The organism is Bacteroidota bacterium (genome assembly GCA_039821555.1).
Classification (GTDB): Bacteria; Bacteroidota; Rhodothermia; order Rhodothermales; family Rubricoccaceae; genus JBCBEX01.
On the sequence record JBCBNX010000006.1, the window covers coordinates 1 to 13,481 of the forward strand.

The 13,481-nt window shown below is 69.2% G+C and carries 12 protein-coding genes and 1 pseudogene; 8 read left to right on the forward strand and 5 right to left on the reverse strand.

Going from position 1 to position 13,481, the window contains the following annotated elements:
• Positions 1-558: hypothetical protein (locus AAFU51_08985; protein ID MEO1571391.1), on the reverse strand; the 558-nt coding region annotated here is incomplete at its 3' end.
• Positions 559-720: 162 nt separating this feature from the next.
• Between AAFU51_08985 and AAFU51_08990 the strand changes: the two genes are divergently transcribed.
• From AAFU51_08990 to AAFU51_09005, 4 genes are all read left to right on the forward strand, one after another.
• Positions 721-1,209, forward strand: coding sequence for a YbaN family protein (locus tag AAFU51_08990; protein ID MEO1571392.1), 489 nt, complete (start codon positions 721-723; stop codon positions 1,207-1,209).
• Between the two features lie 106 nt (positions 1,210-1,315).
• Positions 1,316-2,164: an SUMF1/EgtB/PvdO family nonheme iron enzyme gene (locus AAFU51_08995; protein MEO1571393.1), complete on the forward strand. Its 849-nt coding sequence runs from the start codon at positions 1,316-1,318 to the stop codon at positions 2,162-2,164.
• Between the two features lie 34 nt (positions 2,165-2,198).
• Positions 2,199-2,720, forward strand: a complete 522-nt coding sequence (locus AAFU51_09000) for an isoprenylcysteine carboxylmethyltransferase family protein (protein ID MEO1571394.1) — start codon at positions 2,199-2,201, stop codon at positions 2,718-2,720.
• 63 nt (positions 2,721-2,783) lie between these two features.
• A complete protein-coding gene (locus AAFU51_09005; GenBank protein MEO1571395.1) occupies positions 2,784-3,368 on the forward strand; it encodes a CIA30 family protein in 585 nt (194 codons plus the stop codon).
• Between the two features lie 16 nt (positions 3,369-3,384).
• On the opposite strand, the gene AAFU51_09010 is transcribed toward AAFU51_09005, so the two are convergent.
• Both AAFU51_09010 and AAFU51_09015 read right to left on the reverse strand, forming a co-directional pair.
• Positions 3,385-3,774 (reverse strand): hypothetical protein, encoded by a 390-nt coding sequence (locus AAFU51_09010; GenBank protein ID MEO1571396.1) that lies wholly within the window; start codon positions 3,772-3,774, stop codon positions 3,385-3,387.
• A 41-nt stretch (positions 3,775-3,815) separates the two neighbouring features.
• On the reverse strand, positions 3,816-5,450 hold the full coding sequence (locus tag AAFU51_09015) for a VWA domain-containing protein (protein ID MEO1571397.1): 1,635 nt from the start codon (positions 5,448-5,450) through the stop codon (positions 3,816-3,818).
• Between the two features lie 268 nt (positions 5,451-5,718).
• On the opposite strand from AAFU51_09015, the pseudogene AAFU51_09020 reads away from it, so the two are divergent.
• From AAFU51_09020 to AAFU51_09035, 4 genes and pseudogenes are all read left to right on the forward strand, one after another.
• Positions 5,719-6,246: pseudogene (locus AAFU51_09020) on the forward strand (ECF-type sigma factor).
• Between the two features lie 157 nt (positions 6,247-6,403).
• Positions 6,404-9,124, forward strand: coding sequence for a serine/threonine-protein kinase (locus AAFU51_09025; protein ID MEO1571398.1), 2,721 nt, complete (start codon positions 6,404-6,406; stop codon positions 9,122-9,124).
• A 123-nt stretch (positions 9,125-9,247) separates the two neighbouring features.
• The gene (locus tag AAFU51_09030; GenBank protein ID MEO1571399.1) at positions 9,248-10,525 is read left to right on the forward strand and encodes a hypothetical protein; all 1,278 of its coding nucleotides are present in this window, start codon (positions 9,248-9,250) and stop codon (positions 10,523-10,525) included.
• 196 nt (positions 10,526-10,721) lie between these two features.
• Positions 10,722-11,570 (forward strand): DUF4437 domain-containing protein, encoded by an 849-nt coding sequence (locus AAFU51_09035; protein ID MEO1571400.1) that lies wholly within the window; start codon positions 10,722-10,724, stop codon positions 11,568-11,570.
• 40 nt (positions 11,571-11,610) lie between these two features.
• Here the strand turns inward: AAFU51_09035 and AAFU51_09040 are convergent, their stop codons facing one another.
• Both AAFU51_09040 and AAFU51_09045 read right to left on the reverse strand, forming a co-directional pair.
• The gene (locus AAFU51_09040; GenBank protein ID MEO1571401.1) at positions 11,611-12,432 is read right to left on the reverse strand and encodes an SDR family NAD(P)-dependent oxidoreductase; all 822 of its coding nucleotides are present in this window, start codon (positions 12,430-12,432) and stop codon (positions 11,611-11,613) included.
• A 1-nt stretch (position 12,433) separates the two neighbouring features.
• Positions 12,434-13,435: an LLM class oxidoreductase gene (locus AAFU51_09045; protein ID MEO1571402.1), complete on the reverse strand. Its 1,002-nt coding sequence runs from the start codon at positions 13,433-13,435 to the stop codon at positions 12,434-12,436.
• Between the last annotated feature and the right edge of the window lie 46 nt (positions 13,436-13,481).

Consider the following 13,481-nt stretch of genomic DNA (forward strand, 5'->3'; position numbering starts at 1 on the left):
GGTGCCGATGCCCGAGAAGCCCCGCAGGCTGCCGGTGCCGGAGACGTTGAAGGCGGCTGCGTTCTCGAAGCGGGCGCCGTCGTAGACGTAGAGGATGCCGGAGCCCTCCCAGGTGGTGGTGCCTTGGTTGCGGAGCACGGCGGTGGCGCCGCGTGCGCCGCGGCTGGCGTTGGCGCCGGTGAAGCGGAGGAGGCCGTCGTTGACGAGCGTCCCCGCCTCCAGATAGCCGCTGATCCACTCCACCACCGCGTTAGCTCCCAGGGTGCTCGGCTCGGACAGCGTGACGGGGCCAGTGAGCACGAGCGTCTGCGTGCCAGCGTCGCCACCGAAGCGCAGCGACAGCGCGTCGATGCGGTTCGAGGTGATCGTGTAGGTCCCCGCGAGGAGGACGCATGCGCGGTCGGCGGTCGTGGGTATACCGCCGGACCAGTTCGAGGCGTCGCCCCACGCGCCGCCGCTGGCGCGGGTCCACGTGGTCGTACATCCGTCCTGCGCAGCGGAAGCGGGAGCGCATGCAAGGCACAGGATAACGAATAGAATATTGGTAGCTGTACGCATGACACTTGTGGGTAAGGAGGGGTCTGGTCACAATTACGTGCTTGCCTCGGCGATCTCCTCACGGTGGGGAATTTTCCCGAGGCGGCACCCGCCACCTTGCCTACCGAATCCAGATCTTAGGCCAAAGCGTAGAGCCCTCCCTCTGTCTTGACCCTCGCACGCATGTCTGTCCACGAGGACGCTTCGCCGACATCTTCCAGCCGCATGGTACGCGGAGGGTGGCTCGTCGTTGGCTTGTCGTGCGTCGGACTAGGAGCGCTGGGCGTGGTGGTGCCTGGGCTTCCCACGACGGTATTCTTTATCGGCGCGGCGGCGTGCTTCGCCCGGTCGAGTCCGCGCCTGGAGCGCTGGGTGCTCGGGCTGCCCACCATCGGGCCGCTGGTGCAGGGCTACCGCGACGGCTTGGGAATGCCGAGGCGCGCCAAAGGAATGGCCATCGCTGCCATCGCCGTGGCCGTCTCGCTGAGCCTCTGGTCGATCCCGTCGTGGATCGGGCGCTCAGCCGTCGCCACGCTCGGACTGGTCGGTGTGGCCTACATCGCCCTGCAGGTGCCCACGCGCGAACGGGTCCTGGCCGAGCGCGTCCGGCGCGACCGGATCCAACGCGAGCACGGCCGCCACGAGCGCGACCGCCACGAGCACGCAGAGTAAGCCCACGCAGAGTAAGCACGCCCGATGCTCGGAGGAAGCGCTCAGGTCGGGCGTATCCTCTGCCACTGTTCTACGTAGCTGCTCACGCCACCTACCTGTTTGTGCTATGCCTCGTTCAAGTCGTCTCGCTCTCCTCCTGATTGCTGCGTGCCTGAGCGGTTCGCACGGGTCTGCTCAGTCGGGCGCGGACTACACCGAGGTCGTGCAGGGCGTCCCGTTTGTGATGAAGGCGATCCCCGCCGGGACCTTTCAGCAAGGCTGCGGCGAGGCCGACGAGCCGTGCATCGAAGAGGAGTGGGTGGACTACGAGGCCGGCATCCGGCAGCAGTCGGTGTCGGTGGCGGCGTTCTACCTCGCCGAGACGGAGACCACCTGGGCGCTCTACCAGCGCTGCATCGACGCCGGGGCCTGCCCCGACAACACCGCCGACGGGGGCGACAACGGCTGGGGCAAAGGCACCCGTCCTGCAATCGAGATGAGCTGGAACGACATAACGACGGCGTTCCTCCCGTGGCTCAACCGCGAGACGGGCGGAGCCTATCGCCTGCCCACCGAAGCCGAATGGGCGTACGCCGCCCGCGCAGGCACGACCACCCCCTACCCCTGGGGCGATGAGGCTGATTGCTCGAAGGCGCGCTACGGCTTCATCACCGAGGACTGCGGCCGCCCGACGTCCACGGTGCCGGTCAAGAGCTACCCGCCCAATGCGTTCGGGCTCTACGACATGCACGGCAACGTGTGGGAGTTCGTCTCCGAATGCTGGCAGTCGGGGCACGCCGACGCGCTCGGGCTGCAGACGAACCTGTTTGGCGGCGAGGCCTGCGAGGAATTCGTCCTGCGGGGCGGCTCCTGGCTCAACGCGCCGCACGAAATCCGCACCACCATGCGCGCCCGGCACGTCCGCACCTACCGCGAGAGCGGCGACGGCTTCCGCCTCGCTCACGACCTGGGCTGACGGGGACGATGCCGTCCCCGCTGAAGAGAATGCCATGACGAGGCTGTTTCAAGAGGCAAAGGAGGCTTCGGCCGCGTGGAACCTGGCTAAAACGGCGCTCCAAACATCGGTCTTCTGGGCGGTGTTGCTGTTTCTCGTTCCCGGTCTGCTCGTGTGCATCGAGGCGATGCTCGGCGTGCCGTCGTTTGCGCCGCAGCGGGGGGGCGGCGTCGCCGTGTTCGTGGTGGCGAGTGCGCTCGGCCTCTGGAGCGGGGCCACGATGGCCGTCGTGGGGCAGGGCACGCCGCTGCCGCTCGACACGGCCCGGAAGCTGGTGATCCGCGGGCCCTATGCCTGGGTCCGCAACCCGATGGCGGTCGCTGGGCTGACGCAGGGGGCAGGCGTCGGCCTCGTCCTCGGCTCGTGGGGCGTGCTGCTCTACGTCCTCGCCGGGGGTCTTCTCTGGCACACGCTCGTCCGACCCGTGGAGGAAGCCGACCTTGCCGCGCGGTTTGGGGCCTCGTTCGAGCAGTACCGGCGCGCCGTGCGGTGCTGGTGGCCGCGATGGCGACGGTAGCGTGCGACGCGGCAACCTGTGGCGCGAGCGGGCGTCTCAACGCGCACACTTCTCCCCGCTGCCATGCTGCCCGTTTTCCTTTCGCTCCTCCTCGCCCTCACGACTAGCCCGGATCAGGGCGAGCCTGAAGCGCATCAACAGTCTGATCCCACCATGACCCTGTTCGAGTTCGACGCCCCCGACGACGCGGCCTGGCAGGTCGTCAACGACGGCGTCATGGGCGGGCGCTCGCAAGGTTACATCAACATCGAAAGCGGCGTCCTCCGCTTTCACGGTACGCTCGTCACGCAGGGCGGCGGCTTCACGTCCATCCGCATCAGCCGGGCAGCAGACCTGAGCGCCTACGACGGCGTCGAACTGCGCGTGCGCGGCGGCGGCCGGACGTTCGAGGTCGAGGTGGACGACGGGACGATGCGCGGGTGGCGGCGGGTGTCGCGGCAAGCCCCCTTCGAGACGACGCCTGAATGGACCTGGGTGCGCGTGCCCTTCAGCGCCCTCGGCACGACGGTCTGGGGCCAGCCGGTCAACGCCACGCCCATCGACGTAGCGTCCGTGGAGGCGTTCGGCTTCTACATCGTGGACGGTATCGATGGGCCCTTCGAACTGGAGGTCGAGGCCATCCGGGCCTACCGCGATACGACTGATTGAGGCGAGGAAGTGGCTCTCACGTGCCAGCTTCGGAAGGTGGCGCTTCAGGGGCCGTGGCTTCGGCGCATACCTGCCCGGCTCGGACCATGAACAGCCCCGCCGAGGTCGCCTCCTCGAACGACAGCTCCGGGCGGATGCGAGCGGTCTCAGCCTCGCTGTCCTTCAGGGTCGCGACGACGAAATCGTAGGCGGTGTCCGTCAACTCGGCGCGCGCGAGGTCGTCGGCGCACGTGCAGAGCGCCTCGTCCCAGTTGAGCGCGTCCAGGCAGGCCTCGACGAAGCGGTCCTCCATAGCCGTCGGATTCGGGGTAGCGTCGTCGTCCGAGTCGGAGCTACAGCGGGCGCCGAGCAGCGGAAAAACGACGAGCAGGGCGATCAGGAGCGGGGAGAGCCGACGCGGTTGCATAGGAGTGCGGGCAAGACGAAAGGGGGAACCGACAATAGGCGTCACGGCGTGCGGAGGGCGATGGTCTGCTCCGAGCCTGCCACGACCTCGAAGACGAGCGTGTCGTAGGTGCCCGGCCAGCCCTCGGCGCGGTAGGTGCCTGGGACGAGCGCGATGCGCTCGCCGGACTGCTTCGTGCGCGACCGCCCGCGCTCGCCCCGCCCGATGAACACGCGGCGGTCGCCCTCCCGCGTCCCGTCGGCGCTCTCGTAGACGAACGTTACGAACCCGACGGGCACGTCGAATTCGATGTGCTGCTCCTCTGGCGACGCAGGCACCACGACGCCCCGCTCGACATGGGGAATGAGGTCGTTGTCGAGGTGGATGTCGTAGGTGCCCGGTCGGATGTCGGCGCCGTTCGACGTGTGGACATCGTAGCGCTTCTCGCCGTCCTGGTAGAGGTCGTAGTTGCCGCGCAGCCGGACGTCCGACGAGCCCGCGTGCATGCTGAAGCGCGCGCGGACCGTGGCGACGGCCTCGAAGCGCAGCGTCTTGTGCTCGCCCGCTGCGAACGACGCGGTGACCTCCAGCGTGTTGTCCTGGTTGAGCGTGCTCTGGAACGTGTAGGTGCCCTCGTCCACGTAGACGGTGTCGAACGGGCGGAAGGTGAAGACCTCCGCGCCGTCCTGGTAGGCGCGGATGAGCGCGCCCCGCCGCTCCTCGCCGTTCTCGATGAACACGGCGCTGGCCGACGGCGGCACGACGACCTCGACCTCCACGACCATGTCGTCCGTCGCGCTGGTGGTGAGGGGGCGCGTCACGGGGCGGTAGAGCGTGCCGTTTTGCGTGCGCACGCCCACGACGAGGTCGTAGGGGCCTGCCTCTACGACGTTGCGCCCGTCGCTCGTGACGGCGAAGCGCTCGACGCCGTCCTGCACGAGATGGCCTTCGATGGGCATCGCGTTGCCCTGGGCATCCACGCCGCGCAGGGTGAGCGCCACGGAGCCGCCGCTGGGCGGAGGGCCCGGCTCGGCTTCGGTCGGGGATTCCTCGACGACGTCCTCGCGGATCTGCGCCAGCTCGGCCGCGAGTTCGTCGGCGGAAGATGCGTCGCGGTACGCGGTACCCGCGGCCTCGGCGATGCACTGGAGCGCCCCCCGTTCCTGTGCTTCAATGCCGAACCCGACCACGTGCACGTTGACGGCGATGTCCTGCTCGCGCCAGGCGCGGACGAGCGTGCACGGGTCCTCGTCGCACGTCTCGTTGCCGTCGGTGATGAGGATGATCTCGCCCGCGCGCCCGTCCATGTCATTGAGAGCTTCCCGGAGGCTATAGGCGATGGGCGTCATGCCGAGCGGGTTTAACTCGCGAGCGAACGCCTCGACCTGCGGCACGGCCGTCGCGGCGTCGCCGAGGGGGACGACGAGCTCGGAGTCGCGGCAGTTGCGGCGCTCGCGGTGGCCGTAGACGCGCAGTGCAAGGTCGGCGCTGCCGAAGTCCTGCGCCACGAAGTTCTGGAGCACGGCCTTGGCGACCTCGACCTTGCGCGAGGCGTCGGGCAGCGCGCCCCACATCGATCCCGAGCCGTCCATGATGACGTAGATCGCACGGCCCGGCGCGTCTTGCGCCAGAGCGCTCGGGCGTCCACTGACGAGCAGGAGGAGGACGGGCAAGAAAAACAGAGGGGCGCGAAGCATCGCACGGGAGGGCATCTGGGCCAAGGCACGGTGAGCAAGGTGGTCACAGAGAGATGGGACAAAGACGGGGACGAGGGCTCACCCCGTGTGACATCGTCGACCGGCCCGACCCAGGAGGGCGGTCAGTCCTGCTCCGAGCTGGATTGCAGGAAAGCAGGCCAAGCACTATGTTTTCAGTTCTCTGGGCTTGCCGAGGCGTCCCATGCCCCCACCGTCCTCTCCTGCGGTCACCCAACTCCTGCACGAGTGGTAGGGGGGCGACGAGGCCGCGCTCGACCGACTCATGCCGCTGGTCTACGACGAGCTTCGTCAGCGGGCGCACTACCACATGCGGCACGAGCGCGACGGGCACACGCTGAGCACGACGGCGCTCGTCCACGAGGCCTTTCTCAACCTGGCGGGCGACGGGCCCGCGGCGTGGGAGAACCGCGCGCACTTCTTCGCCATCGCCTCGCGCGTGATGCGGCGGGTGCTAATCTGGTATGCCCGACAGCGCAATGCGGCCAAGCGCGGCGGCGGCGCGGCACGGCGGTCCCTCGACGAGGCGATGCTGCTCACCGACGCCCGCCTCGACGACCTGCTCGCGCTCGACGATGCGCTGGAGCGACTCGAACGGCTGGATCCGCGCCTCTGTCGTGTCGTCGAGTGCCGCCACTTCGGGGGGCTGAGCGTGCAGGAGACGGCCACAGCCCTGTCCATCTCGCCCGCCACCGTCAAGCGCGACTGGCAGACGGCCCGGGCCTGGCTCCGCCGGGCACTGCACGATGAGCCGCGTGCCATCGATGCTGCACAGTAGAGAGGGACGGGATCTACGTTCCAGCTTGCAGTTCTCGCGATGAGCGCCGGGATGGACAACGATCCTTCGACTCGCGGCGCTCGCTCAGGATGACATCATTCCGAATCAATCCTCTGCAAGCTGTAGGGCGTGCATTGGGGCGAGGACATCCAAGCTCATGGAAACGCAACGCTGGCACCAGGTGAAAGCCCTCTTCGAGGACGCCGTCGGGCGCCCCCGGGCGACGCGGTCTGCCTTCCTAGACGAGGCGTGTGACGATCCCGCGCTACGCGCCGAGGTCGAGGCGCTGCTGGTCGCGCACGACGACGACACGCCCTTTCTCGACGAGCCTGTGCCGGCGGCTGTGTGGTCGCTGCTGGACCAGCCCGTGCGCCTGCCCGAGGGGACGCGCCTAGGGCCGTACCGGCTGCTCCAGCCCGTCGGCGAAGGGGGGATGGGCGTGGTCTACCTCGCCGAGCGCGCCGACGGGCAGTTCGAACGCCGCGTTGCGATCAAGCTCGTCCGCCGCGGTGCGCTGGACCGGCGGCTCGTGCGCCGCTTCGAGGCGGAACGGCGGCTGCTCGCCACGCTCGACCACCCGGGCATCGCGCGGCTGCTGGACGGCGGCGTGACGCCCGGACTCCCCGGCGCGCCCGACGGGCTGCCCTACCTCGTGTTGGACTACGTCGAGGGCGAGCCGCTCACGGACTACGCCGACCGGCACCGGCTCTCCGTCCGAGACCGCCTCGGGCTCTTTCGCCACGTGTGCGACGCCGTCCAGTACGCCCACCAAAACCTGATCGTCCACCGCGACCTCAAGCCGTCCAACATCCTCGTGACGCCGGAGGGGCACGTGAAGCTGCTCGACTTCGGCATCGCCAAGCTGTTGGAGGGCGAGGAGTCGGTCGAGAGCCCCAGCGAGAGCGCGGGCGTCCGCGCGCTGACGCCGTCCTACGCCGCTCCCGAGCAGGTGCGCGGCGAGGCGGTCACGACCGCGACCGACGTCTATGCGCTGGGCGTGCTGCTCTACGAACTGCTCGCGGGCCGCCGCCCCTACGACGTACCAGGCCGCGTCGTCGCCGAGGTCGAGCGCGTGATCTGCGAGGAGGTCCCGTCGCCGCCGAGTGCGACCGTGGGGTTGGAGGACGCCGATGTGGCTCGGCTGCGTGGCACGACTCTGCGCAGATTGCGCCGACAGCTCAGGGGCGACCTCGATGCCATCGTTGGGAAGGCGCTCGCGAAGGACCCGGCCGCGCGCTACGCCTCCGCCGCCCACCTCGACGACGACCTCCGGCGGCACCTCGACGGCTTCCCCATCCGCGCCCGACGGTCCGCGCCGCTCTACCGCGCCTCGGCGTTCGTGCGTCGCCACACGGTCGGTGTCGGAGCGACGGTGGTGATCGCGCTGGTGCTGCTCGGCGGCATCCTCGCCACCACGCGCCAGGCCCGCATCGCCGCGCAGCGGTTCGAGAGCGTGCGCGCCCTCTCCAACACGCTCCTCTCCGACATCCATGATGGCATCCGCGACCTGCCGGGGGCCACGCCAGCCCGCCGGACGCTCGTCGCCAGCGCGCTCGCCTACCTCAACGAGTTGTACCAGGAGGGGCGCACCGACCCTGCGCTGCAGTTCGAACTGGCCGAGGCCTACGCACAGGTCGGCGAGGTGCAGGGGCACCCGCACTACACCAACCTCGGCGACCTCGAAGGGGCGATCGAGAGCTACCGCCGGGCGTTCGAGCTGCGGGCTGCGCTGTGGCGCCGCGACTCGACCGACGCCCGCGTGCGGCTGGTGCTCGCCGACAGCTACGGCCACCTGGCCGCCGTTGTCGGCTGGCGTGGGGGCGAAGACGACGTGACCGCGATGCGCCGCCGGGCGATGGGGCTGCTCGCGCCCCTCGTCGCGCAGACGCCGCCCAGCGCTGACGCGCGCCACGTGCACGGCCGAATTCAGAGCGAGCACGGCTGGGGCCTCGTCTTCGACGGGCAGTACGACGAGGGACTGGCGGCGCTCCACGCCAGCATCGCCACACTGGAGCCGCTCGTGAACGATGCCCCCGACGACCTCGCGCTCGCGCTCCACCTCTGGCGGGCCACCTCCTACCTCGCCGACGGCCTGCGCTTCTCGGGACAGAACGCGGCGCTCCTCGACCTCATGCAGGCGGACGGGCTCCCACTCCTGCATCGCCTGGAAGAGCGCCATCCCAACCACGCGCGGGTGCAGTACGGTCTCCACATCGCCTACGGGTACCTCGGGCTGGCGCAGGGCCGCCTCGGTCTCCGCGACGGCGACCAGGCCCCGGCCTCGATCCGCCGCTCGCTCGCCTACGCCGACGCGATGGCGCAGACCGACCCGACCAACCAGAAGGGCGAGGAGGCGCAGGCCCGGGCGCTCTCGGCGCTCGCGCGGGTGTACGCCAACCGGGGCCGCACCGACGATGCCCTCGTGGCGCTTCGCCGCTCGCTCGCGCTGGCCGAGCGTCGCTACGAGGCCGACCTCGACAACGTGGAAGCGGGCAACCGCGTCGCGCTGCTCCACCGCTCCATCTGCCGCATGCTCGCGGGCGTCGACCGACCGGCGGAGGCGCTCCCCGCGTGCGAAGCGGCCGTGCGGGTGCAGGAGGCGGTCACGAGCGCCACGACCTCGGTGGTCTACCTCGGCAACCTGGGCTCCGCCTACGCGCACACGGCTCGGCTGCACCGCACCCTCGCCGAGCTGGCCCTCGATGCCGACCAGCGTGCGGCGCACCGCGCTGAAGCGCTGCGGTGGTATCGACTCGGCGTGGAAACGCTGCACATCGTCAAGGCCCGCCACGCCGACGCCGATAACGAGGACCACGCCTGGGAGGTGCATCCTGACTCGCTCGCAGCGGAATACGCCACGGTCCGATCGGGTAGGTGAAGTCCTCCCAATACGCGTCATGCGCCCTGGCCTGTACGAACGAGCACGTACGGCCAGCGGAAGCTCAACGGACGCGCCTATGTTGCCCCGGCCCTGAGACGCAACGTGATTGCACGCCGCCCTATGCGCACCTTGAGAGCAAAGCTCCTCCTACCACTCCTGCTATTGCTGCCGGTCCAGCTGTGCGAGGCCCAGGTCTACACAGAGAAGCAGACCCGGCACCGCTTCGCGCAGCTTCACCTGGGGCTCGACGTGGAAGCCAGCGTCGGGGGGACCACGCGGTACCTCGACGGCGCAGGCCGCGTCCAGTCCTTCGACTTGCCCAGCGCCTACGCCCCTCGCTTTGTGATCGGCGGCACCCATTTCTGGGGGCACGCGGACTTCCACATCGCGATTCCCCTCTACGCACCGCAGACCGAGGAGCGAGGCCAGGAGATCCAGTTCTTGCGCGGTGTGGAGACCGTCTTCAAGTACTACCCCTGGCGGATCCAGCACGCCAAGTTCAGACCCTACGTTGGTGTCTCCGTCGCCCCGTTCTACTTCGAGCAGTCCAACAGCAACCTAGCTTTCGGGAATGGGCCTGAGTTGTACCAGACCGCCTTTCCGCTTCTCGGTGGCGTCACCTTCAACGCCCGGAACCACCTGGTCGAACTGGGGCTCGCTTGGAATTATGCCAACGAGAACGACTATGCCATCGACCGGGCGACCCGCCAATCCGTCAGCCTCCCGCCGGTCTATGTGAACCTGGCCTACAGGTACATACTGGACACGACGATCAGCGCGGAGGCGACCTGGGAGTCAGGCCAGACGCAGGCTGTCACGGACCGTCTTGCGAGCCAGGGCAAGCTCGACGGGGTCTTTCTCGGGGTAGGCATGTCCTCCGCCTTCTGGTTGGGCCAGAGCAGCTACAACACAGCCGCGCGGCCCTACCTGGAGCCCTACGGCATCTCGCTCATGCCGGACCTCGGCATCGGGTACTATCTCCACCGGCCTGACCTCAACATCGGCCTGGCGTACCGGAGCTACGGGACCTCCACGAACGTCTACGGCGCGTCGCAGGCGCTAGAGCGGCGCTCCATGGTCTTCGAGGTCACCAAGTACCTGTTCGACTACCACGGCTTCGTCCCGTTCGTGGGGCCCGCCATCAGCTATGAACGACTCAGTTTCGAGGAGGCCTTCGAGCAGCAGCGGACCGCCGACGTGGAGGAACAGCAGGTCGGCTTCGGGCTCACCTTCGGCTGGGACATCCGGCCGAACCGGCTTCAGTCGTGGATTCTGCGCACCAACCTTCGGTGGTACCCCACCCTGAGCCTGCCGGTGGCCGAGGGTCAGGACATCGCCTTCGGCAACGTCGAGTTCAACTTCATCCAGTTGATCTTGTATCCGAACCGGATCTTCTGAGGCTAGAAGGAGAGGGTGGCGAATCGGTTTGCGTGTCCGTTACTCGGCCCCAAGGTGCACCCATGCCGAGTCGCGGCTGAGAGGTGTGTGGTCAGAGTCCACACGTCGGGCCCCTAGGCGGAATTCCGGTCGAGACGAACTCGGTCGATAGAGGGCACGTCAGACTAGCCATCCCATCGTCCAGTGCACGCGCCTCATGAAACCGGTCCTCTTGCTTTCCCTGGCACTTCTCGTTGCGGCGCCCGTCAGTGCGCAGGGCGACGACCCTGCGGCGGTGGACGTGGTCCCGGTGGCGGAGGTCGAATGGACGCCGCTCAACCCGGCGCGGGGCGATGCCAGCCCGAGGGCCGGAACGCTCTGGGGCGACCGCAACGGAGCCGGTCCGACCGGCTTCCTCGTGGCGTTCAACGACGGCTTCTCGTCGCCGCCGCACATCCACAACGTGACCTACCGAGGGGTGGTCATCCACGGTCTCGTCCACAACGACGACCCCGAGGCCGAGCCGCTCTGGATGCCGACCGGCTCCTACTGGACGCAGCCCGCGGGCGACGTGCACATCACCTCGGCGCAGGGCGTAACCAACGTGGCCTACATCGAGATCGACGGCGGGCCGTATCTCGTCAAGCCTACCGAGGAGGCTTTCGCCGCCGACGAGGTTGAAGTCAACGTCGACGCGTCGAACGTGGTCTGGCTGGGCACGTCGGACCTCGTCTGGTTGGAGGGACCCGAGACCGGTCCGGAGGTGGCGCTGCTGTGGGGGCTCCCGCGCGGCGACGACCCGAGCGGCGCGCTCGTCAAGGTGCCCGCTGGGACGGCTGCACGCGTGCACAGCCACGGCCCACGCTTTCGGGCCGTTGTCGTACAAGGAACGCTCGTCCGTCATACCGACGACGTGAGCGAGGGCACTGCGATGGAGCCCGGCAGCTTCGTCGGCTCGACGGGCGCGGTCACGCACGAGGTGGCCTGCCGCGGTGAGGTGGCCTGCATCGCCTACGTCCGCTCCACAGGCGGCTTCGATGTGGCTGCGGTCACGCCCGCTGAGTAGCCAGCCTCACGCGTAGCCTAGCCTCACGCGTAGCCTAGCCTCACGCGTAGCCTAGCCTCGCCAGGATGGCTTCGATGCCCGCGACCACGGCCTGCACCGTGGCGTCGTTGAGCGCGTCGGGGTGGGGCGGGGCGAACCGGCGGGCGTCGTTGTCGAAGTAGCGCCCGGAGGCGTCAGCGAAGTCGTCGGCGAGCGCGGCCCGCACGAGGACGTCGGCCCCGATGCCGATGTCGTGCCCGGCCATGCCGAAGGCGTCCTTGACCATCTTGGTGCCGAGGAACGAGCCCGGATTCACCGAGACGACGACGGGGTCCGTATCGCCTCTGGCCTGCCCCACCTGCCGCGACCACATCGTGAGCGCGAGCTTGCTCTGAGCATACGCTGCGCCGTCGGCGAGCGCACGGCGTCCCGCAAGCGCATCCAGGTCAACCGGAGCCTGTGCCGCCGAGGACAGGTTGACGACGCGCCCGTCGGCGGGCAGTAGCGGGCGGAGGCGCTCGGTCAGCAAGAACGGCGCGACAGTGTTGACAGCGAACCGGATGTCGAGGCCGTCGGCTGTGCGCGGCGCCGCAGCGTTGTAGACCCCGGCGTTGTTGATAAGCACGTCGAGGTGTGCGTGATTGGCAGCCACCGCATCCGCGAGGCCAGCAACCTCGGCCATGACGGAGAGGTCGGCGAGGTAGCCCTCGACGGTACCGGCCTGTGTCATCTCGGCTTGGACGCGGGCCAGCTTGTCGGCGCTGCGCCCATGGAGGAGCACGCGGTGGCCGCTCGCGACCAGCCGCCGGGCGGTTTCGAGGCCGATACCGTCGGTGGAGCCGGTGAGGAGAATCGTCTTGGGTACGGCAGTCTGGATGGACACGTCAGTCGTGGTGCGTCGGGAAGGCGGGGAGAAGGGCGTCGGCGAGGCGGCGGAGCGTGGCCTCGGTGTCGGCGCGGTTGAAGCGGAGGTTGAGCGCGACGTGGTTCACCCCCGCGTCCTCCAGCGCGCGGAGGTAGGCCGTGAGGGCGTTGGCCCCGGACCGGAAGCCAAGGTGGAGCGGGCGCGGCGGCGCATCGGGGTCGCCGTCGAGATCGACGTAGAGCGGTTGCATCACGGGCTTGTTGAAGGGGCCCGTCGCCAGGACGCGCTCGCGGTAGGCACGCACGGCCTGCGCCTGCACGGCGCTGTGGCGCGGGTAGAGCATCCAGCCGTCGCCGTGCGCTGCGATCCAGTCGGGGGCCTGGCGACTGCTGCCCGTGACGAGGAGCGGTAGCCGCTCGCCGACGGGCTTGGGCAGCAGGTCCATCCCCGCGCCGACGCGGCCATAGGGGCTGTCCACGGTGGGCGTGCGCTCGGCCATACGTCGCAGGTAGGCGTAGGCATCGCGGAACCGTTCGCCCCGCTCCTCGAAGGGCTGCGCGAGCGCGGGGTACTCGTCCGGCCGGTCGCCCGACGCGATACCGAGGAGCAGCCGCCCGCCCGAGAGTACATCGGCGCTGGCCGCCGCCCGGGCGACGTGCGCCGGGTGCCGCAGCGGGAGGATGATGCTCGCCACGCCGAGCGCGATCCGCTCCGTTGCCATGGCGAGCGCGCCGAGGTAGACCAACGGGTCGAATGGCTGCCCCGCGTCGCCGAACGACGGCACGTTGAACGGGACGTCGCGCAGCCACAGCGCGGCGAAGCCGAGGTCGTCGGCCAGCCGCGCGCGGTCGAGGTGGCGCTGCATCGTCGGCACTGGCCCGCGGTCGTACGTCTCGATCGGCACGACCAGCCCGAGCGTCAGCCGCCCAGGCTGGAAGACGGAGCCGTAGCCTCGGTTGATCGGACGAAACCCCGGAGCCTCCACCCGCTCCTCGGGGGCAGGCTGGGAGTCGGGTGTCACAGCATTTGGCATCGTAGCGTTCGGCGGTGCAGGCATACGGCTTCGC

Bases quoted from the DNA above. Each gene is read 5' to 3' on its own strand.
- AAFU51_08990 (MEO1571392.1), top strand. From the start codon at position 721: ATGTCTGTCCACGAGGACGCTTCGCCGACATCTTCCAGCCGCATGGTA.
- AAFU51_08995 (MEO1571393.1), top strand. From the start codon at position 1,316: ATGCCTCGTTCAAGTCGTCTCGCTCTCCTCCTGATTGCTGCGTGCCTG.
- AAFU51_09000 (MEO1571394.1), top strand. From the start codon at position 2,199: ATGACGAGGCTGTTTCAAGAGGCAAAGGAGGCTTCGGCCGCGTGGAAC.
- AAFU51_09005 (MEO1571395.1), top strand. From the start codon at position 2,784: ATGCTGCCCGTTTTCCTTTCGCTCCTCCTCGCCCTCACGACTAGCCCG.
- AAFU51_09010 (MEO1571396.1), bottom strand. From the start codon at position 3,774: ATGCAACCGCGTCGGCTCTCCCCGCTCCTGATCGCCCTGCTCGTCGTT.
- AAFU51_09015 (MEO1571397.1), bottom strand. From the start codon at position 5,450: ATGCTTCGCGCCCCTCTGTTTTTCTTGCCCGTCCTCCTCCTGCTCGTC.
- AAFU51_09025 (MEO1571398.1), top strand. From the start codon at position 6,404: ATGGAAACGCAACGCTGGCACCAGGTGAAAGCCCTCTTCGAGGACGCC.
- AAFU51_09030 (MEO1571399.1), top strand. From the start codon at position 9,248: ATGCGCACCTTGAGAGCAAAGCTCCTCCTACCACTCCTGCTATTGCTG.
- AAFU51_09035 (MEO1571400.1), top strand. From the start codon at position 10,722: ATGAAACCGGTCCTCTTGCTTTCCCTGGCACTTCTCGTTGCGGCGCCC.